Annotated in this window: 17 protein-coding genes; 6 read left to right on the top strand and 11 right to left on the bottom strand. The window is 37.6% G+C overall.

Going from position 1 to position 20,529, the window contains the following annotated elements; genetic code table 11:
* Window positions 1–99 precede the first annotated feature (99 nt).
* From rssA to Q0779_RS19540, 6 genes are all read right to left on the bottom strand, one after another.
* A complete protein-coding gene (gene rssA / locus Q0779_RS19565) occupies window positions 100–1,089 on the bottom strand; it encodes a patatin-like phospholipase RssA (protein WP_298775254.1) in 990 nt (329 codons plus the stop codon).
* A gap of 74 nt (window positions 1,090–1,163) precedes the next feature.
* The gene (locus Q0779_RS19560) at window positions 1,164–1,649 is read right to left on the bottom strand and encodes a CreA family protein (protein WP_298775253.1); all 486 of its coding nucleotides are present in this window, start codon (window positions 1,647–1,649) and stop codon (window positions 1,164–1,166) included.
* Between the two features lie 77 nt (window positions 1,650–1,726).
* Window positions 1,727–3,094 carry a molecular chaperone gene (gene yegD / locus Q0779_RS19555; RefSeq protein ID WP_298775252.1) on the bottom strand — a complete coding sequence of 456 codons (1,368 nt, stop codon included), beginning with the start codon at window positions 3,092–3,094 and terminating at the stop codon, window positions 1,727–1,729.
* Between the two features lie 170 nt (window positions 3,095–3,264).
* Window positions 3,265–4,284, bottom strand: a complete 1,020-nt coding sequence (locus Q0779_RS19550) for a M15 family metallopeptidase (protein WP_298775251.1) — start codon at window positions 4,282–4,284, stop codon at window positions 3,265–3,267.
* 337 nt (window positions 4,285–4,621) lie between these two features.
* Window positions 4,622–5,368 carry a hypothetical protein gene (locus Q0779_RS19545; protein ID WP_298775249.1) on the bottom strand — a complete coding sequence of 249 codons (747 nt, stop codon included), beginning with the start codon at window positions 5,366–5,368 and terminating at the stop codon, window positions 4,622–4,624.
* A gap of 116 nt (window positions 5,369–5,484) precedes the next feature.
* On the bottom strand, window positions 5,485–6,240 hold the full coding sequence (locus Q0779_RS19540) for a glycosyltransferase family 25 protein (protein WP_298775248.1): 756 nt from the start codon (window positions 6,238–6,240) through the stop codon (window positions 5,485–5,487).
* 820 nt (window positions 6,241–7,060) lie between these two features.
* Between Q0779_RS19540 and Q0779_RS19535 the strand changes: the two genes are divergently transcribed.
* Window positions 7,061–8,194 (top strand): endonuclease/exonuclease/phosphatase family protein, encoded by a 1,134-nt coding sequence (locus Q0779_RS19535; protein ID WP_298775247.1) that lies wholly within the window; start codon window positions 7,061–7,063, stop codon window positions 8,192–8,194.
* 198 nt (window positions 8,195–8,392) lie between these two features.
* Here the strand turns inward: Q0779_RS19535 and Q0779_RS19530 are convergent, their stop codons facing one another.
* Together Q0779_RS19530 and Q0779_RS19525 are read right to left on the bottom strand one after the other, a co-directional pair.
* The gene (locus Q0779_RS19530; RefSeq protein ID WP_298775246.1) at window positions 8,393–8,818 is read right to left on the bottom strand and encodes a rhodanese-like domain-containing protein; all 426 of its coding nucleotides are present in this window, start codon (window positions 8,816–8,818) and stop codon (window positions 8,393–8,395) included.
* Between the two features lie 107 nt (window positions 8,819–8,925).
* Window positions 8,926–9,204 carry a hypothetical protein gene (locus Q0779_RS19525; protein WP_298775245.1) on the bottom strand — a complete coding sequence of 93 codons (279 nt, stop codon included), beginning with the start codon at window positions 9,202–9,204 and terminating at the stop codon, window positions 8,926–8,928.
* A 489-nt stretch (window positions 9,205–9,693) separates the two neighbouring features.
* On the opposite strand from Q0779_RS19525, the gene Q0779_RS19520 reads away from it, so the two are divergent.
* Entirely contained in the window at window positions 9,694–10,773 is a 1,080-nt protein-coding gene (locus tag Q0779_RS19520; RefSeq protein WP_298775243.1) for a hypothetical protein, read from the top strand.
* Between the two features lie 89 nt (window positions 10,774–10,862).
* Here the strand turns inward: Q0779_RS19520 and Q0779_RS19515 are convergent, their stop codons facing one another.
* The gene (locus Q0779_RS19515) at window positions 10,863–11,339 is read right to left on the bottom strand and encodes an N-acetyltransferase (RefSeq protein ID WP_298775242.1); all 477 of its coding nucleotides are present in this window, start codon (window positions 11,337–11,339) and stop codon (window positions 10,863–10,865) included.
* 692 nt (window positions 11,340–12,031) lie between these two features.
* Here Q0779_RS19515 and Q0779_RS19510 point away from each other — a divergent pair.
* From Q0779_RS19510 to Q0779_RS19495, 4 genes are all read left to right on the top strand, one after another.
* Complete coding sequence (locus Q0779_RS19510; protein ID WP_298775241.1) at window positions 12,032–13,765, top strand: hypothetical protein; 1,734 nt, start codon at window positions 12,032–12,034, stop codon at window positions 13,763–13,765.
* A 129-nt stretch (window positions 13,766–13,894) separates the two neighbouring features.
* Window positions 13,895–14,788 (top strand): hypothetical protein, encoded by an 894-nt coding sequence (locus Q0779_RS19505; RefSeq protein ID WP_298775239.1) that lies wholly within the window; start codon window positions 13,895–13,897, stop codon window positions 14,786–14,788.
* Window positions 14,785–15,480: a sugar phosphate nucleotidyltransferase gene (locus Q0779_RS19500; protein WP_298775238.1), complete on the top strand. Its 696-nt coding sequence runs from the start codon at window positions 14,785–14,787 to the stop codon at window positions 15,478–15,480. The genes Q0779_RS19505 and Q0779_RS19500 overlap by 4 nt, the downstream gene beginning before the upstream one ends.
* Before the next feature lie 360 nt (window positions 15,481–15,840).
* Entirely contained in the window at window positions 15,841–16,857 is a 1,017-nt protein-coding gene (locus tag Q0779_RS19495) for a hypothetical protein (RefSeq protein WP_298775237.1), read from the top strand.
* Between the two features lie 1,222 nt (window positions 16,858–18,079).
* Here Q0779_RS19495 and Q0779_RS19490 read toward each other — a convergent pair.
* Together Q0779_RS19490 and Q0779_RS19485 are read right to left on the bottom strand one after the other, a co-directional pair.
* Window positions 18,080–19,072 (bottom strand): transposase, encoded by a 993-nt coding sequence (locus Q0779_RS19490; protein ID WP_298775236.1) that lies wholly within the window; start codon window positions 19,070–19,072, stop codon window positions 18,080–18,082.
* Between the two features lie 221 nt (window positions 19,073–19,293).
* Entirely contained in the window at window positions 19,294–20,160 is an 867-nt protein-coding gene (locus tag Q0779_RS19485; protein ID WP_298775235.1) for a hypothetical protein, read from the bottom strand.
* Window positions 20,161–20,529 lie beyond the last annotated feature (369 nt).

The raw sequence follows: 20,529 nt of genomic DNA, 5'->3' as shown, positions 1-20,529 counted from the left end.
CGCTTATCTTTATCAAAAGCAGCATTTGTGAATATATCGGTTAAAAAAGTACATTTTAAATAATCGTGTCCCCAAGAATACTTGGGGACAATATTGTCGTCACTTGAGCACAGTCGTATTTTCTAAGCAGCTCATATCACAATATGGCGATAAAGCCGCTTCAATGAGATGAGCCACATCTTGCACAGCCTGCTCACCCGCAGCAATGGCCTCTTCGGCGCGATGAAATTCCATTTGCCCAATATCAGCAATCTTGGGCACAACACAAATATCGGGAGGATCGCCCATTAAGCGCGTGCGTTTATGTCTCATTTCTAGAATGTCAATTGACTGAGACATCACCGCCACCAAACTGGGAGTAGAGCGACGAGCCATAGCCAATTTATCTGTTAACTTAGACACATATTCTCGCCCTTTGCCTAATAAATCCATAAAACCCTGATCGCTATGTGCTTTCGCTTCAACGACTTCTGCAGATGTCGGCTTCTCACTGGCCATATTCACAGGTAAACCCGCTCCTTTATTCCGGCTCTGGCCATTTAAATCCACTGCAATCACCACATCAACATCCATGGCTCGAATAACAGAAACAGGAATAGGATTCACCACAGCACCGTCCACCAGCCAACGTTGACCTATTTTCACTGGCGCCAGCATACCAGGCATAGAACAAGAAGCCCTTACAGCTTGGCGTAAGTCACCTTCTTTGAACCAAATTTCTTGCCCCGAATACAAATCGGTTGCCACAGCGGTAAAAGGTCGGATCAATTCCTCTATGCTCACATCACCCATTTGATCTTGCCAAGCATCAAAAACCCGTTCACCACCGATAAGTCCCCCTTTACGCCAGCTTAAGTCCATCAGCCTTAATACATCCCAACTTGAAAAACCACGTACCCATTTTTCAAGTTCAACTAAATGCTCCCCTGCATAAGCCGCTCCCACCAAAGCGCCAATAGAGCAGCCCGCGACTTTATTAGGGTAAACCCCCATTTTAGCCAGCCCATTTAATACCCCGATATGTGCCCAACCTTTTGCAGCGCCGCTCCCTAACGCAATACCAATATTCACTGAAGATGCTAATTTCATAAAATTCCATACCTCCATAGATGGGTTAAACAACGGCTCTACAGCTCTAGGGGTCAAGCTTAATATGGGTCAATCTAATGCGTTACATCTGTAGGTGTGACCCAAGCTTGAGTACCGTATAAAGGCACACTGGATAACGCATGCTTATAGCTACCATTAATTTCTTTTGTAGAATAAGAAAGATACAATAATGTTTGATGCTTTGCATCATAAATTCGCCTTACCTTTAATGACTTAAACAAGACACTTAGTGAAGCTTTAAAGACGATTTCACCATTTTTACTCTTATCAATATTCGCTAATTCTGCAGCGGTTATCGGCCCAGTTTGTCGACAAGCAATCGAGCTGTCTGAGGGATCAGAAAAATCCAAATCGGCTTGAATACGGCTAATATGACAAGTAACGCCTGGAATTTTAGGATCTTGTCTCGCATCGATCACCACATCTTTAGTGGTAAACAATCCAAGACTGACTTTACCCACATCATCACCACAAGCAGACAGCATAGATACACCAATAATGAGCATACAAGTCTGTTTTAATTTGTCCAATAACAGCATGATACAACCTTAGTCCTTTTCATTAAGTTTAGAAGTTATTTTACCTGCATTAACAACGTAATACTGCCTATAATTTGCTAAGCAAAAATTTTATGTGCCCAACGGGTCAATCCCGCAGTCACACTCGAGAAATGATCCCCAACAACAATAGGCACATTGGGATACAAACTCGCGATTTTACGATAAATAGCAGGGCTTCTCGCCGTCCCTCCGGTCACATAAATCACTTCAGGAACGACATTGGCTTTACTCAGTGCTTCATCCATTAAGGCTTCGATACGTGATAAAGGCATATCAATCGCATTTTCAAATAAAGACTCACTTACTAAGGCGCTCACATTCGGTGCCACATAAGAGAGATCAACAGAGACATTATCCTCCTCGGATAATGCAATTTTGGCCGATTCAGCACTTCGCACCAACTGATAACCCAGCTGCTGCTGTTGTACTTTTAATAACCGAGACAAAAGCGCAGGTGTCTGGGCATCTTTGATCAAAGATTCAATCAATTTGCGAGCCGATAGACTTGAGAAATCTCGTTGAGCACTGACATCATTGACAGCAACCGCATTCCAAAAAGGCTGATTAGGCATAGGCAATTGGTTCTTCATCAAACTGCCAAGGCCTAAATGGGGCATAAATGCAGCCATTGAAAGGGCAATATCGAGATCATTACCCCCAACTCTTTGGCCACTGTGTCCCAAAAAATCATCCTGACGAGCTTGATTTTGGCTATAGCTAGGCCCCATTTTGACGACTGAGCAATCGGTTGTTCCTCCACCGACATCCACCACTAATACTGTTTTATTTTCTTCCAGTCTCGCTTCATAATCCATGCCTGCCGCAATAGGTTCAAATAAAAAAGCAACATCATCAAAGCCAGCCCGCTTTGCCGCAATACGTAATACCGCTTCCGCTTGCTGGTTACTCTCCTCTCCTCCTATCCCTTGAAAATTAACAGGACGCCCTATAACAGCATGAGTAATACTCTGATCTGCAGGTAAGTGGGTTTCTGCTTGACGCTTAATATATTGCATCATTAAGGTCACAATATCTTCAAACAAGGACATTTGATCGGCTCGAAGACCCACCGCCCCAAGAAATGATTTTGGTGAGCGCACATAAAAGCCCTCATCAGGCATATCCAAATAAGCTTCTATGGCTTGCTCTCCCACAAACACAGCTTGTTCATTAGGCGATAAATCTAATTCGCAACGAGCATTAGCCGCTTTTGCCAACTGGCCTCGGCGAAGTTGACGATATTCATTTTGTTCACTGCGAGGTAAACCATGAAGCACCGCCTCACAGATGAGCTCCCTATCAAGTGCATATAAAGTAGAGCTTAAAAAAGAAGAATTTTTTGATAACGGCAATAAACGAAACTGCTCATTTTCCATCACGCCTACCGCACAATTGGCACTACCATAGTCAAATCCAACAAACATCGCTCTCGCCCCAATCCATCAAAAAGCCGAGAAAAGTACCACAGTTCGCCTCAAGACTAAACCTAAATTAAATAAGTGATAAAGAAAAATAAACATTAAAAGCGAATGAATATTGCAGCACAGTATGCCCCATCATTCAGAGCACACTGTAACTTTAACCATAGCGAGTATTATTTTATTGCTCGAAGCGCATCAATTTCAGAAACGGCTGGGTTGGAATCGCTACGAAACGATTCAAATTGCTCGCTACCAGTATGCGTATCAAATAAACAATACTCTTTCATTGGGTTGTTAATAGCCTCTGTTGCTAAAGACATTAAATCATAAAAGCCACGAGTTGGATCCAAATAAATATCAACAGGCTTAAGATCATACTCTTTTTTAGCAATAGCACGGCTCAAATCATTAAAATTTCGCTGGCGATATTCTTTAGGAAAAGCCCTTTGACAACTTTTGTAAAAAGCCTTATATCGATTAAAGTATTGCACAGATTCATTCCTATCCATGGTCAAAAAAAGGATTGCATTATCTCGATATATCTCAAAATGCATATAATCAATAGGATTATTCCAATCCCCTCCCCATCGTAAAACACCCTGTTGCTTAAAAACATCCACTACGCCATCAACAATACCTTTATGTTCATCCTTTTGCTCTCTAAATTGCTCCCGAGTCAAATACATCCAACCCTCTGCAGGAATGATTTCTCGCACCACTCGAACATCAGGATTATCCGTTTCATCGAATCCAATATAAGGGTTTTCACGAGGATTAATATCGATAGCAGCGCCGTAAGCATGTACCGATGGTAAGCCCCCACCCGTGATTTCTCTACAAGCATAAGAGGCCGTATTGTTAAGGTTTTCGCTCCCCGTATCATCAAAGCTTATTGGCCCATCTGGGATCAAGGAAGCATCAGCATGATAAATAGGGAACTTCTTTACATAAAGATGGTTAAATGCCGTTTTTAATGAACTGGAAATAGTATCCAGCGTCTTAATCGTGCCTCGTTGACGCACGCCATCAAAATCATAGTAATCAATACTAATGGTGACCAAACGGCTTTGTGGTGCACAGTCATCATCAAACTTTTTTTTACCATAAGCACTGACATCATCTGCGAGTACTTTATAAATAAAGAGAAAATAACCCACAGCAAACAAACATATTAATCGACTAAAGCGAAACATATGACAACCCCTTAATGGTTTCAAACAAATGACCAAAGCGCCTAACATTGTCACTATAAAGGGAGAGTAACCATTAAATCATTCATTCTTTAGTAACATAATATTTGTTACTTGAGCCTGTTAAATTTTGGTGATATTTTCTGCAGCAATTTGTGAAAATGGCACATCAGGCAGAGCTTATGTGGTGCAGTGATGTTCAACTTGCTTTCAAACCTTGAGCGACGTCATCCCATCTGATATTTAAGTCGAAAATATACGGAAATGAACGACGGTGAGCTCAATACTAACACGCGACAATACTTTCATCAGGTAATAACGTTAAATTATTTCAACAAGCCTAAGGCTTTATAGGCAAAAAACCTCTGTCTACTTTATGCAGTACACTTTTCCCCAACGAAGTGTCATTAAGTGCACTACCGTAATTTTCTCGGCAATAAAAACAAGGGCTCATTCTATTCACAAAACGGCCCTTTCTGGTATATTTTCTAATATAAGCATGTGAAATTGTCACATTTCCACGATGTAATTCAACCCTACTGCCCAACTTATTCTGCAAATCATGCAAGGCGGCATCTTCAGCACACATAGTCTCTGTAGCACACCCCCAACCAATAATAGCTTTATTGAGATCTAAATCACAATCCAAATATCGAGCCGCTGCCCAAGGACCACTGTGGTATGCAGTGGAACTTCCATCTGCAAACTTAGAAGGCCTATCAGCTAAATCAAAGGGAATACGTTCTAATGGATCCGTAGGAGTACCATCCATGACAGAAAAACAAGCCCTCTCCTTCATAACAGGTTCTATGGGAAAAGTCATAGAAGGATGAGCCGGTAACCCCTCACCGACGGTCATAAAATAAAGATGGTTATGACTCGCTCTTAAATCACCGTAATGCTGCGCAACCTCGATGGGATTAAGCTGGGCTATTTTTGCTATGCTACCATCGCAAGCTAGGATTTTATCGCCAACATTAAGATCGACCGCCTTTACCCATATTTCAGTGATAAGGTAAAAAGAGTGCGCTTCTCCCACAAACATCGACGTTTTGAGTTCACCTATACGGTATTCAATCTCAATCATCATTTCTCTTTAGTTGATCAAAACAGTACATAAAAAACACGCCAAGAAAAGCCTGATCAAGCGAGTATAAAAAGACTTTCCTATGATCAAGGCTGTTATGATCTTGATGATCTGGCTTAAATATTATAATTATCGAAATCGATACGACGACTCACTGCGCGATCAAACTCACGCTTAAACCTTTTCAATAAACTTATCTTCTGCTTTTTGGGTACAATACGATCAGCATTCAATCCACTGTGAAGCGTGGTATTTTTGACATTAAAAATACTATCTTGTGCACAAATAGCGGGCTGCAACTGAAAAACATCAATCTTGTTATCAATAATAAACTCTTCAAAAATAATTTTATCTATTGCACCTAACGAATCATATTGACTTAGCTCATTCAATAATTGACGTGCCATTTCATGACTGACAATATAACCTGCCGCTCCTAAATGCCGACCTTTAAGCCTAAAGAGTTCAGTTTTTGAATCGAGTTTAATTGAACTACCAAATTGCCCTCTGGCAATATTATTAAACTTTTCAAGCTTAATTAATCCCATAGTAGGCGGGATCCAGTTATCATCACATAGAAACCGATCGGCGCCTTTACCCAAATGAATATCATCTTCAAATATGGCCCCATAAGGAATAGATTCATCGACTATTTTTTGTAAAATAGCAACATGACTTAACAAGCAAGATACCTCAGCTTGACTCAATGAAGTATTCTTAATAACAAGCTTTAAACGAGATGCCTCAGCATCGTTGATGTCGGGAGTAATGGCATCAAAAAATTCAAAGGGGATCCCTTGTGCAGAGAAAGCTTGATTAATATGAGACTGCCTTTTACTTGCTGTTTTTAAACTAATAACGAAACATTTCATGATTGACTATCTGACAGTGGAAGGAACTAAATCGATTATAATCGAACGATGACATAATCTACACCATTACCGACTGAAATAAAAACAAATTATTTATATCTGTTTGCAACTATCATAAAGACAAAATTCCCCGCAAGCTAATATAAATAAAGTCAAATATCTAAAAAACATAATAGATTAATGAGCTCATTCGAGTAATGCATGGGCCCTAACAAAAAATTCGCGTAGGTTATTTAGGATCAATAAAGTCTTCGATCATGATTTATACCTGAATTGTCGGAGCGAGATGTTAGAACAGAACCTAATGATGTCACTATTCTCAGCTTGAGTTCAAACCTAGCCTCTACCCACCTAATGTTTAAGGACGAACAAATGCTGTGTTCAGATGAATGCAGAGGAACAACAATGGATTTCACCATGGATAAGCAATAATTTATTAGCAAGAAACCGCAAACTTTGTCCTCACTCTTTATATCAAACAAGATCTGAATAAATCTATTTAGCTCATTTTTAAATCTTTTTATTAAGATAAAAGGCTCAAAAGATGAAGCAACGCCGGTTTCGCCGTGATTAAAATACCTTTTCCTTGGTCATCGGTATCCTCGAAAGCCAACAAGCCTGATATCACAGTGGATCTTCGAATCAAACAACAAGGATGACACAAATTATTAAATAAAGATTAATCTTTCATTAACATTATGTATCTCGGGTAGTAATTAAGTATATGTTAGTTTACTTATACTCATAAGTGTTACACTTGTTAAGTTGATTACTTAACAAAGGGATAGCACTGATAACGACAATAAAAAAGGATAATAAGATGAGAAAAACAACAAAAATATCAATAATAGTCTGTTTTATTGGGGTCAGTCTAAATGTCAATGCGAATTTATTTAATACTTGGAAGAGTATTGAACAAGGTGTAAGCAATAGTATAAAGCAAACAAAAACTGGCGGAGAAGCAATCGGAAGTGCAGTTAATAAAAAAATAATCTCTCCCGTTAAGAATGTTGTCAGTGGAGCAAAAAATACAATAAAGACGATTGAAGATGCTCTTAAGTATTACGACATATTAAATGACGCGAGTGCAGAAGGATATCGCTCATCCGGAGGACACAAATTTCAACAACCAAGTTTTTTTGCAGAAAGCGACGGTGAATTAAAAATCGCTATTTTTAATGTGAAAGGATTTCCGGTTAAATTAAATGGAATTTCAAATGAAACTGCGGGGAGGATCTCGACTCAAATTATCAATGATAGTGGTTGGGATATTATAGGACTACAAGAAAACTGGGTAAGAAACAATGCCATTATGTCAAAGATTAATAAGACAAAATATCCTTATTTAAGTGACCACTTTCAAGGAAATGCTAGTACCTTTGGAGATGGTTTATCTTTAATATCAAAGTACCCATTTGCTGCTCGACAAGAACATGTAAAATATAATAAGTGTCACGGTACTTATTTAATGCTTGTTGCTAACTTAACATCCAGCCCTGACTGTGAAACCGAAAAAGGCTTTACGTTTGCAAGGGTTTATCTCGCAAATGATCTTTTTATTGATGTATATAATACACATATGGATACTGCACAAGGGGCAGTAAAACAAAGTCAATTTAACCAATTAGAAGCCTTTATCGCCTCTAAATCACAAGGTAATCCCGTTATTGTAATGGGAGATTTCAATTCTTGGATTGATAATAATCAAGCACAAGGAGGGGCATCTGCTGGAGGAACTTTTGCTTCTAATTTAGGGCTCACTTGGGCTTGTGATATAGCTGGACCAACATACTCTAATAAAGAAAAAAAATGCTCAGGTGTTGATCATCTGGCTTTTCGTGGCAATAACCAATTTTCTTTTCGTGTAGAAAATGAAAAAGAAGTCAAACAGACCATCAGTGATCATCATCCGTTAGTCACAACATTACGATGGACTAATCATGCGGCCCGATAATCAACTCTGTATGATCAATATGTTAAAAATACGAACCTACTAAAGTAACTAGTCATAATGTTGGGGGCTTCTCCCCCAACGAGAATGCACCAACGATGCTCACCTCCGTTAGTATTATTTAATAAATAAGATAAACTCCTATGAGCAGTCAGGCTCGTCAATGCTAACGACTCTAGTTTTTATCTTTAAACAATTTTCTTACTCATTTAAGCCGCGTGCTTTACGCACATCGATAATGCCACCTTTATTGGAGACCTGAGTATAGCCCGCTTCTTTTAACGCTAACATGGCAATCCCTGCCCGCCTGCCACTGCGACAATACAAATAAATATCCGTATTTTTATCTACCAAGATATCACTCACACCTTGAACAATATTGTCGTGTGTAATGCGAACGTCCCCTACAATATGATCAATATCATACTCCACTTGACTGCGTACATCGATCCAAATGATGTCCGCAAACGACAAAGGGCTAAAATTAACCGCGACCAATAACAATAAAAGTTGGCCAAATATTTTCCCATGCATATTATATTTAATAAATTTAAACAATGAATAAACTCCCTTTAAATGATCATTTTCAGCAATAATGAGCCACTTTAAGCCCCAATTTATTGCCACCTCAACATTCCAAATGCTTCTTTAATTCCCAGAAGCATTTTACAGTCAACCGAATAACACAGTCATGAACAAAAATACAACATCATCAAATAGGATGATGATTTCGCTTAGTCTCGACTATGGCTTCTGTTAAAAGTAATGCCGATAGTTATCAAGGACTCATTGCATTGGGCTTTTCGTGACTGACAAAAAATACTATTTTCTCCTTGGGATTTTTCGCAATCTTGTTGTACTTTATACCGAGCAATATTTTCTGTAATACCCACATCAGCAAAAATATCTTGAAACGGACTCAATGTACAAACATACACTCGAAATTCATTTTTTGGCTCCCGATTAGCATCCGCAAATGAAACAGGAATAACGCCTAAAAGCATAATTAACATAATAATGTTCTTCATGATTTACTGCCACTACAAGTTTTTCGACATTATAACCACTAAATACGCCCAACATCATTATTTAATTAATCGATCATGACAGAGTGATGACCTAACGACTTTCTTGCTTCGCTGTTGTTAATACTGTACCTATGATATCTCTAGCAGTCATGTATTATCACATTCGTTATCGCTTTTGCTTTTGCTTTTGCTTTTGCTTTTGCTTTTGCTTTTGCTTTTGCTTTTGCTTTTGCTTTTGCTTTCCAACATGCTTCAGCTAAGCTTTATATGATCCAGTTTGGGAGATAAGAAGAACAAGCATCACTTTTTATAGGGGCATTCATCGTGTTAACCTTCAAACGTAAACCTCCGTCGAATATCTAAACGATGAAATTAGGCTTAACTTTTACTATCCATCTGCATAATTATCGACCAAAAACAATTTGATTTTAGTCTGTCATCATCGATAACACTATACTCAAAAGGATTTGAAGAATGAATGCTAATTCAAAAAATATGGTTTTTAAACAAGTTAAAAACTATGGAAAGCTTATTTTTCAAGCCAGATCAATAAAAGCGCATGAATATGTAGTCAATAAACTATCAAAAAAACCCATCATTCAACAAAAAGCATTTAAAATAATATTCGATGGCACAAACATATTCACTGCTACCGAATTAACCACACCATGGAAAAACCTTAAACGACAAGTCAACAGGTATTTAGATGGCAAAGCACTAAAAATAAATACTCATTTTATCGACAATGAAATACTGTCCGTTTTTTTAAATGCTCAGATAACATTGTTGGATGCTGATATTTTATACCAAATGATTAACGTATCGCTCGTTAACAAAATTCTTGAATGTCCTCACTTACATCAAATATCAAGCAGGGTGACTTATAGCGATTTACGTTATGCATTTTCAAAAGAAGGAAAGTACGCCTATTTTATTCCTTTCATCATTTGGTCGATTGCAAAACATTTGTTGTTTCCAAGATCAAGAAAAATACGCCACATTATTCGTTTAATGAACAAAGATGTCTCATCTAAAAAGTACAGCAGTAATATTTATGACATCGTCGAAGCGAGTGATCTCCCCTTAAAAGATAAAAAAAGTGTGCTCGGTATGTTTTTTGGCGCAAGTTTAAATACTACGAACGCACTCGTAAAAACACTAGCGATGATCGCTAAATCTCCTGATTTACAAAGAAACATACAGCATAATAAAAACCACCAGCATACGCTAAAATTGATTGCCTCTATCATGTATAAAGCCTTATCGACCGATGCCGTAATAAGTGGAACCTTGAGGGTTGGAGATGATAGCCAAATTTATGTTTCAGGGCTCAATCACTATGGTCAATTAACTGGATCAGGAAAGTATATCTTCAGTGGTGGCGAAAGGTATTGTCCTGGCAAGAGATACGCCACAAGATTAATTTCTGAATTAATATACTCGCTACTCAAACAAGGTAGCCTAGAGTTGATTACACCCATTAAGAGCAAAAATATTCTGGGATTTAATTTTATTCAAGGGGGTAATATTTTCATATTCAGAAAACATTCGTGATCATAAGGCCTGTCGATACCATATGATGCCTATCGAGTTTCTCTTTAATTTCGCCTAAAAGAAAGCGAGCTAATCCTAGTAAAATCAAATTACTTTGCGTACCACTTATCTATCGATATAAAATAGGTCGTAAAGTTTCGACCCAAAAGTTTTGTTTTTTGAACTTTAGTGGCCTTTCTTTTCAAGGCGTTATATTCAGGACGGGTTTCAAGTAGATGAAACAATATTTCCCTATGCCCTAACTCTTTGGCCCAGCACATCAAGGAACTGAATATTGATATACCAAAACCCCAAAACTCTTTGGAGATAATAATCGCTATTTCAAAGCCATTATCGTCTGGTTGGATTCCACACCAGCCAGCAAGTGTCTCACCTATGAATACAGCTCGAACACGACAGCCAGGTATAAATTCTGTTTGGGCTTTCCCGTTAATCCATTCTTTGATGCTAACAGAATCAAAGAGTGGATGATTAACTAAGTGTTTTCTCAACACTTGCTCATTAACAATAGGTAGAAAATCCTCTGGATCTACCTGATTGAAACTTACAAATTTAATTTCACTCATATCTAAGTACTTCTAAGCGCTCATTAAACAGCAGCAGGATAATCTGCCAGACTGCTTACTCTTTATTAAACAGATCATTAAGCTAGAGTACACGGCCAACTCATTGCTGTAAAATAGTTAATCACATTGCATCAGCCTGCGGCAGCAATTAATTCCAATCAAGGTTCAACTAACAACGCACCCACTCAATTTAGAATGTAGGACGCGAAGATCATAACGATGACTTTTATGAGCAGAAAGTGGCTGCTGTATTAAAAGTAAATCTAAATCGCAAAAAACACTCTGCTTTTACTTTCCAGTAAGTATGAATACAAAAAGCCTTAGCTGAACATCCTAATATCAAACTCATCGGTAATGTCCATTTATGTCTTGATAAGCTCCTTTTTCGTCATATCCCACCACATTAGTTCACAAGATGGCTGATATCGACCTCTTCATTCAAAGTCATAATAAAAAGTCAATGATTCCATACTCCCCCTCCTCAAACACTTTTACAATAACAAACTGAAAAATATATTGTATTTATTATTCTTCCTACTTTTTAACTTATTTTTTCGTTTATTTTTCAACATGGTTCAGTTTATGCATTTTTAATATATAACATCGACTATAAGCCCTTTCAGCACTAAAGAAAAAGACAAGATTGTATTAAGTTAACCATTTCAGCGAATATCATCTATGAGGAAGAGTTAATGCCAAGCAAAATATTCTTTGATAATAACACAACCCAAAAAATGACTAATAAACTGACAGGGTTTTTAGTCAAACCACCAAATATTACCAAGCTGGTCCCTTTATCATCACTTAACTCAAATGAAATCAAAAAATACAAAGGTTTACAGGGTGATGTGAAGATTGTTCACTTTAGAGAGAAAATCTTAAACATGCTAGGTGATAGCTCAGAAGATTTTCTGACCCTCAGTCAATCACTAAGTAAAGAAGGCGCTTTGGCATTTCGTGACTTTGTCACAGAAAAGTCATTTGGGTGTTTGGTGAATGCTTATGATGATGCATTAAGCAAGATTAAAAGCAGCCCTGCTGGACATACTTTTAAAGATTTCCAATACATGGAAAACTTCTTAGTAAATGCGCAGTTCAATGATGCCTTATTTCATCCGCTGCTAATCCTCCTTATTGCTTATCAATTCGGCACTCCGATCAGACTGATCGATATCAGAGGAAAAGATGCCAAGCCTGTAAAAACCACGCTACGGGATAATGGGGTTCATCTCGACGATACCTTATTTGGAAAAGAGTTTAAAATTATACTCATGTGGGAAAAAGGCACCACAAAAGGGCCGAACGGCCAAAACATGGTGTTAATCTCCAGAGCACATAACTTAGTTCGCCAAATAGATACTGAGCATGGTGCAAACTTTGATACAGCTGAAGAAATTGCAAATGAAATATTATTCAATAAGTATCTTGATACATCACCCTACCCAGTTGAAATGAGTGATGAGCGACCACTTACTGTAATTTTTGATGCGACTCGTGTACCACACCACCGCTATAGAAATACATCAAACAATTCTACGCGAAGTTGTTTGATTTTAGCTTTTCACCCCATAACCGAAAATAGCCACCCTTCAAAAAGTGTCGAATTAAATAATGCAACTTTGGATAAAGTACAAGAAAGCATATTGGGTCGTTTTAATGAATTATCAAACAGTCATGTTACTGAGGATTTTTTAAGTGCAATTAAAAATGACTTACTCAAGATTAAGATTAAAATTCAGCAACTCATTCAATCAAACAACCTTATTCCACTGAATTCAAAAATATTATCTCGTGACGCATTCACTCTATGGTTAAAAAATATAGAAGAAGGTTATAAGCAGAGTCAATTCAGTCCGCTCCAGTTTTCAACTGAATCTATGACTACTAACAATTTTCAAAATGCATTAATACATTCCATAGAATTTGACCGACATTGTGATTTAGATTTACGACTCTACCCCGACAGGCGGGAAGTAAAAAGAAAAGAGTTAAGAAATCGATTGAGAGAACAAGGAATCGATGGTTATTCAACAAAAGCATTAATTGAGCATAGGTCACATGACATATCAAAACTCACCATTAATGATATATTATCGCCTAACACTATTACTGAACGGGTAAAAACTGTCTCTAGCGACCCAAGAATAGATGAATCAAGTCGCATGTTATTAAACGACCTTTTAGAAGCATTAAATCGATGTCATGACATTCAGACATTTCGTTCCACCTCTTTATTTGTATACTTCCTACTAGAAGAATTGACTAACACTGCACATTTTTTGAAAATAAATAAACTCATTTTATCCTTATTCAAACATTATTCTGCACTTGTATGGGGCGATGACTTGTATATACGAAAAAATACAAATAAAACACCCGAAACAAATCTTGAACCGATTATAAATAAGTATTTTTATGAATCCTAATATCATTTTACATAAAAAGTTAATCATATCTTTTATAACGTTAAAATCACATTTTGTATGGGAAAGAAAACATAAAAATAATAAACCTTAAAGAGTAAAATCAATGAATAAACGAATATTGGAGACAGTATGGATATCATTAAAACCCAGATACCACTGAGAATAGGATTTGTAGGCGGTGGTACTGATTTTCCTGAGGTCTGGGATCAAGTAGGTGCAGGCGCAACCGTTTCAACATGTATAAACAAATACATAGAAGTCGAGCATCACCCACTCAAGAAAAGACATTATAATCCACTAATATCAACACCTTTTCTTGATTCCGGCCATTTTAGTATTAAAAGCAAGGGAGAAATAGCTATTGGCTCTGGACTAGGCACATCTTCTAGTATATATGTAGCAATTGCGGAGTTAAATAATAGTATCAATCTTAAAAAAATGAACAAGTTCGATATCGCTAATTATGCCAGAGATCTTGAATTACGCTCAGGAAATATCGTTGGCTGGCAAGATCACATTACCGCTTCTTATCGAGATAGTATTCATGTGAATTACAATATTAGTAACATCACAGTTAATATTATCCCATCTTCAGCGATCTCAACACTATTTCAGTTTGTATCTGTTTACTATTATGGAAAGAGAAGTATTACTGGTGCTAAGCTTCAAGCTCACCTAATTAATAGCATTAATGAAAGTGCCGCCTATTTTTCAGAATTAACCATGCTTGCAAACTCATTCGCCTCAGAATTAAAAAGTATGAAACCAAGAATACAAATACTAGGTGAGATGCTCTGGGAATCTTGGAAACTAAAACAATTGACCAATCCCTTTATTGCACAAAAAAACCTAAGTGAACTCCTTGATTATGCTAAATCAAATGGTTGTTGGGGTGCAAAACTTATGGGCGCTGGCTCTGGAGGGTATATTTTGGCCATAGGTGAAAAAGATAACTGCGACGCGATATTTTGTAAAACATTTGCTCTTCAGCGCATAAATATTGGATTACATATAGAAAAATGAGAGTTAAAAATCCAAAATATGTCGGTGTCTTATGTTGTGGAGGAAAAGGCGAAAGGCTCGGTGAAATATCACAATATATCACAAAGCCATTTATTCCTGTTTTTGACAGACCAGTATTTAAATATGCACTTGAAAAATTTGAACACTCATCTTACATCGATGAAATATTTATCATTGCAAACAAATACAATTCTGATACTTTAAAAAAAAGTCAGCATAAAGTCATAATACAAGATGATTCAACAGTATTTGATATGTTTTCTGCCTTAAATTACTTAAAAAAGACACTCAAGATTTCTTCAAACTTTGCCCTACTACCCTGCGATAATTATTCAAATGTATGTATTGATAAAAGCATAAAATTATTTGAGTCAACCCCATGTGATATAGCCATTAATTTATTTAACTGCCATAAAGTAAAAACCAAACAAAAGCTGGGCATTTTTAATACAAGAACAATGTCCTATCGATATGATCATTTAATTGAAGATGATCAAAATATTCTAATCGCACCCTATATAGTGAATAAAAAAGTGGATATTCAAGAGAAAACTGAGAGCGAATTATTAAACACAATGAATATAGCCTACAGACAACATCATGGCTATTGGTTTGATGTAGGCACACCCTATTCGTTATACCAAGCCTCTAAATTCAGGAAATATGAACTAGAAAGAATAAATCCCGAGTAAAGAGCAACTAGAGAACTTGCACTTCCCTGTCTTCAGTAAAATAAAAGTCTACCTATTTATCTCGGCGCACTGAGTGTCTTTGTTCTATTCTCTATTCTCTATTCTCTATTCTCTATTCTCTATTCTCTATTCTCTATTCTCTAAAAGCGCACCACGAATACAAACATATTACAAACACATAAATCACCAACTTGATACATTAAGTAAAAATCAATAAAATGCGTAACCTTGATATTACACGACTGCTTTCTCAAGAATAATATCGATATGGAGAGCTGTTATCTCGCCATACATATATACCAACTATATCGGTATTTTTCATGCTCGAGCTTAAGTCTATTTATGGGAATATATAATTAAATGAATAAATTAGTAACAGGTTTGCTTGTATCTGCTAGTGCACTGAGTCACTCATTTTTTACCACGAGTGCTGTTGCATCAGAAGCTGCATGGGTATTTGCCCACCGTGTTAACAGTGTTGCAGCTTTGAATGCGGCGAATAATGATTTGGGGATTAATGCCATTGAAATTGATATTACGCACCGTGATGATGTGCCTACAGAAAAGACTTGTGCTGAAACTTGGTGTGCTTACCACGATGGCGATGACGTTGCGGTCAATTTATCTGATATTTTAAACGCAGCTGAGCTGAGTATGCAAATTGCAGCAGTTTGGTTTGATATTAAATCAACCACTAAAACCGATGCAGATTATGCCGATATTAGACAAACGGTAAAAGCCTCTGTGGGTGAAGGCGATGGCAGCATGCGTAAATTTTGGGGTGTTTATCCTGCAACAGAGTTAAATACGCCATACGTTACCGCTATTGAGCAAAACCTAGAGCAATTAGGGGGTCACGATGAAAACCTACTGATTATCGATGTTGACGATAATGCTGATACAGAGGCAGCCAATGCGAAATGTGCCCAGTGGGGTATTCAGTGTGGTTTGTCTGTAGGCGGTCCCTTGATAGGGACTTTTGGCTTAATCGCCGATAACAACGATTTTGACTCCATCAGCGGCGATATCCAGCATATGGAGAATATCAATTCAATCTTTATGTGGACCTTTAACTGGGTAGGTTTGTATGAAGACGACATGATGCGGCTATTGTTTGGTGATCGCAGCTATTGGGAGCACCTAGCCGCTCCTCAATGGCAATGTGGCCAAGAAGGCAATGGTGTGATTGTGGGTGCAATGAACGGCCTTTATTACGATGATTTCTGTGAAAATGACAGTGATGATGATGCCTGTGCTGTAGCAAATCAGTCCATTAATAGCGGTCCAAATACCCTCGGCACGCGTTATACGAATGTGAGTCAACCTCGTAATAGCTATCAATCTACATCCGTTTATGAGTGTGATAAGTACTACTAATACCAATCTAATTAAGTAAATAATCAATTCAGAACCACTCAGTTTTTTCAATTCAAGCCGCATTGATGCAGGAAGGGTCATCCCCTTTTAAATTAATGCAACACCGAAGAGAGATGCCTGAGTGGCTCACTCTGTGCGACGTTGTCTGTTTTCGATATACGACTGCATGGATGGAGGAGGTAGAGCGACGTTTGAACCTAAGCCGAGAATAACTATTAGCGTCAAACTGCCGCCTTGCCTACCGCATTTTTAATTCCCGCTGAATAATCACTTATTTACTCAGATTAGTATATGATATTTATCGTCTGCTCCTTTGGAGCCTGATAATTTATTCCGAATAGTCCTATCTCCTAATAAGGAATAATCAACATAAGCCATACAAACAAGAATCGCGACTTCATCAAGCATTGCCTGACTGTTTATAAGTAAAATAGATAAAACCTCCTTCCCAAAAACGTCCACTACACTTGTCTACATGATTCGCTTTTCTTGCAATAGGTTCATTTAATGCCCACAACTTTTTTGAAAACATTGGCAACGAATATCACTCTGCCATAATCAATAAATGGCAATTGGATCGCTTTAACACAGCCACTGCGGCAATGTCCAATCACTGCATTTGGTACTATGTGTGGATTGAGGAGCATAAATCCATCCATTGATAACGTATAACGTATTCACTCATCAAGGCCTAATTTATGGTCACTAATCAGTCAAATAACTGTGGGTGTATTCTTTGTTTCGCTCTTTAAAGTTTTGCACCTTATGTTCTCTTCAGCAGGGAAAACCAGCTGATGTCCGTATTAACGATTGGGTAAGCATTACTTCCATCGCATAGCACGCCATTGGTTTGGTCGAGAATACAGTGGTTTTTACCGTTTTTTAACCATGCGCCGTCGTTATTTATCCAGGGTTGCGTCAGACAAGGGCCCTTTGCAGGTGGAAGCTAATTCAGTGGAAGCTAATTCACAAGCTAATTCAGACACCCAAAATTAATTTCTTACGACACACCCCAAAATTCACGTGCTAAAAAGCGACTCTTTGAGCAATCTCAGTGACATCAAGGTGAATTTAACATCATCATCGTCAGTAATGATATAAAAATAACTGATCCATGTGGATTTCAGACAAAAGTAAGTCGCAGAGCAATATTTAAAGCGTGTTCAGAGCGATATAAAGATGGGAGGACACATGATTAGAACTAAGTACTCATCAAAAACCATTAAGCACTATCAAGCCAACGATGGCAATTTCCAGCGCCTTGTCGTCGCTTTCGATCTAAATGAGCACAATAAGCATCCAGTTCTTGTAAGCTACCTGCTGGGCCTTTAAATAAACGAGTAAACTCTGTCGTCAACTTCAGCCAATTCTCTTGAGGAATATTAAGTCTATTGAGAATAGGCAAGGCTAACTCACTGATTGAACCTCGCTTATCGTTTCGCTTATTATGAAGAATTAGTCTCCCAGTTTCATCCACTAACTGCAAATAATCTTTAAGATGAAATAGCAAACCTTTCGGTTCCTCTCGTGTCTCATTACCCACAAAGGCGAGTAAATTTGATGGCTGGTCGCCTTTAATTGCAGCCTTTATGCGCCTTTGAATACTGGTAAAATCTGACTGCTCAGGTGTGTCTGCAATCTTTGCTCGAATAGGATTCAAATCCACATAGGCCATACAAGAAAGTACCGCCGCCTCATCTAATAATGCTTGGCTTTTAAACCGTCCTTCCCAAAACCGTCCACTACACTTGTCTTCATGATTCGCTTTTCTTGCAATAGATTCATTTAGTGCTCTCATGAACCAGCTTATATCACTTAGGCGACTTCGGTACTTTGCAATCGTTTTTGATAATAAAACCATTTCATGAGGCTCTAATTGCACACCATTAGTCAATTTTTGGGTAATATCAGTTCCATTGAATAACTGATGCCAGCGCTCGGCAACTTCAAGTTCAGACCAAGAATTTGCTTCATAAATATCCACATTTAATACTAAATGCAAATGATTTGACATCACCGCATAGGCACAGATATCAATGGCAAAAACGTCTGCAAGCTCAAGGATTCGGTCTTCAACCCATTCACGTCGATGCTCATAAGATTGGCCTGTGTAATCATCAACACCACACAGGTAAGCCCGCCTAACACAGCGAGATACACAATGATAAAAGGAAGTGTCTTCCAAGCTCACTATCGCTTTCCTTGCTGTCGGCATAAATCCATCCATTGATAGCTTATTCACTCATCAAAGCATAGTTTATGGTCATTAATCAGTCAAATAATTATGGGTGTCTTAATTGTTTGTCTTAATTGTTTTTTGAAAATGCCATTAATCATGGCTGTCTATGTCTGTTTTTTATAAAAAACCACCGCTTAAAAAACGATGATTTTGGACAATATTAACTTAACATTGGGTGGCTTGGTTTTTTTCTTTATCTAGATAACAGCATCAGATGCTCTTGGCCTAAACACGATATCCAGCTTTTCCCTAAGGTAAGTTTTTAAACAGAAAACTTCAATTTTATGCGCCTTTTTTGGATTATCTAAGAAATAACGAGTATAGTCACCATCATTATCAGGGGACACAATTTGCATTTTACGCTCTTCATTATTTATGTCTTTCAGAACATCATCATGTTTAATATCGGTTTCCCAACATACAACACTATGCAAATTTTCAAATGAATGATTAAAGCCTTTGCTCAGAGTTCTTTTAAACTCCACGTAAAATAGCTTTGCACTTGCTATTGGTGTATGGCTATCCCCTTTAGCAATGACATCAATGCCATCATGAGTGTCGTAGTCTACAACACAAAATGGAAAAAGATCGCTTTTTAATTGAGACAGCATTATAAATATAGAGAATACTCCACTTTCGCGTTCCGGCTCAATCAAGTGAATACCTTCATACTCTGCAACGTTTGCTCTATTTATTTTTTTTATACGCCAATTAAAATTCTTCTTTTCTTTTTCCGTTGTTTGATAAGAAGATGCTTCATCTTCCAACCACTCCATTGAGGTCCACTCATCTCCCTTGACAATATCATCATATATTTTCTTTACTTCATCCTTAATGTCTTGAAGTATTTCTGAAGGAGTATTATCTACAGAGCCTCTATTAGCCGTTAAACGTAAATCCTGGCAATTTATAAAGGCATGAAACTTTGTGTATTCAGATCCTTTATGAGTAATCCATTCATTCTTTCTCTGTATTGGCATATGATCCTTGCAAAGCCATAAACCATAACGCTCTTGAATGGTATAAGCTCCTTCAGGGGCGCTATACCCCCTACGGCGTAACATCTGGTTATATCCATATTTTGCATATTTACCTTCAATACAAAATATGGCTTGATAGCTTATTTCTGGAGAATTCTTAAGAACTCCTGTCTTTATTATCTTCTTCGAGTAATAATCAGGAGCCTTAGTTAGGTGTTCTTCAAATAGCTTATTAATATCTTTGCTATCTTCTGGGAAACGATGTCCCTGGCTTATGAGCTCGAATTCGTTTACACCAAGCCCCTTAAGCTCTAGTCTAATATTATCAAGCGAGTCTGAGAACTGCTTCTCTATTGAACCGTGTTTTGTGAACCAGTTGTAGCGGTCAACTAAAATTGGCCACGATCTTAGAGTTTAACCAAAACAACCGTTCTGATTCATTTGGTGTCAGCC

It is taken from the genome of uncultured Shewanella sp., from assembly GCF_947491715.1.
Lineage (GTDB): Bacteria > Pseudomonadota > Gammaproteobacteria > Enterobacterales > Shewanellaceae > Shewanella.
Note: the sequence above shows the minus strand (reverse complement) of the source record. Positions and strands in the feature narration are given on the sequence as shown.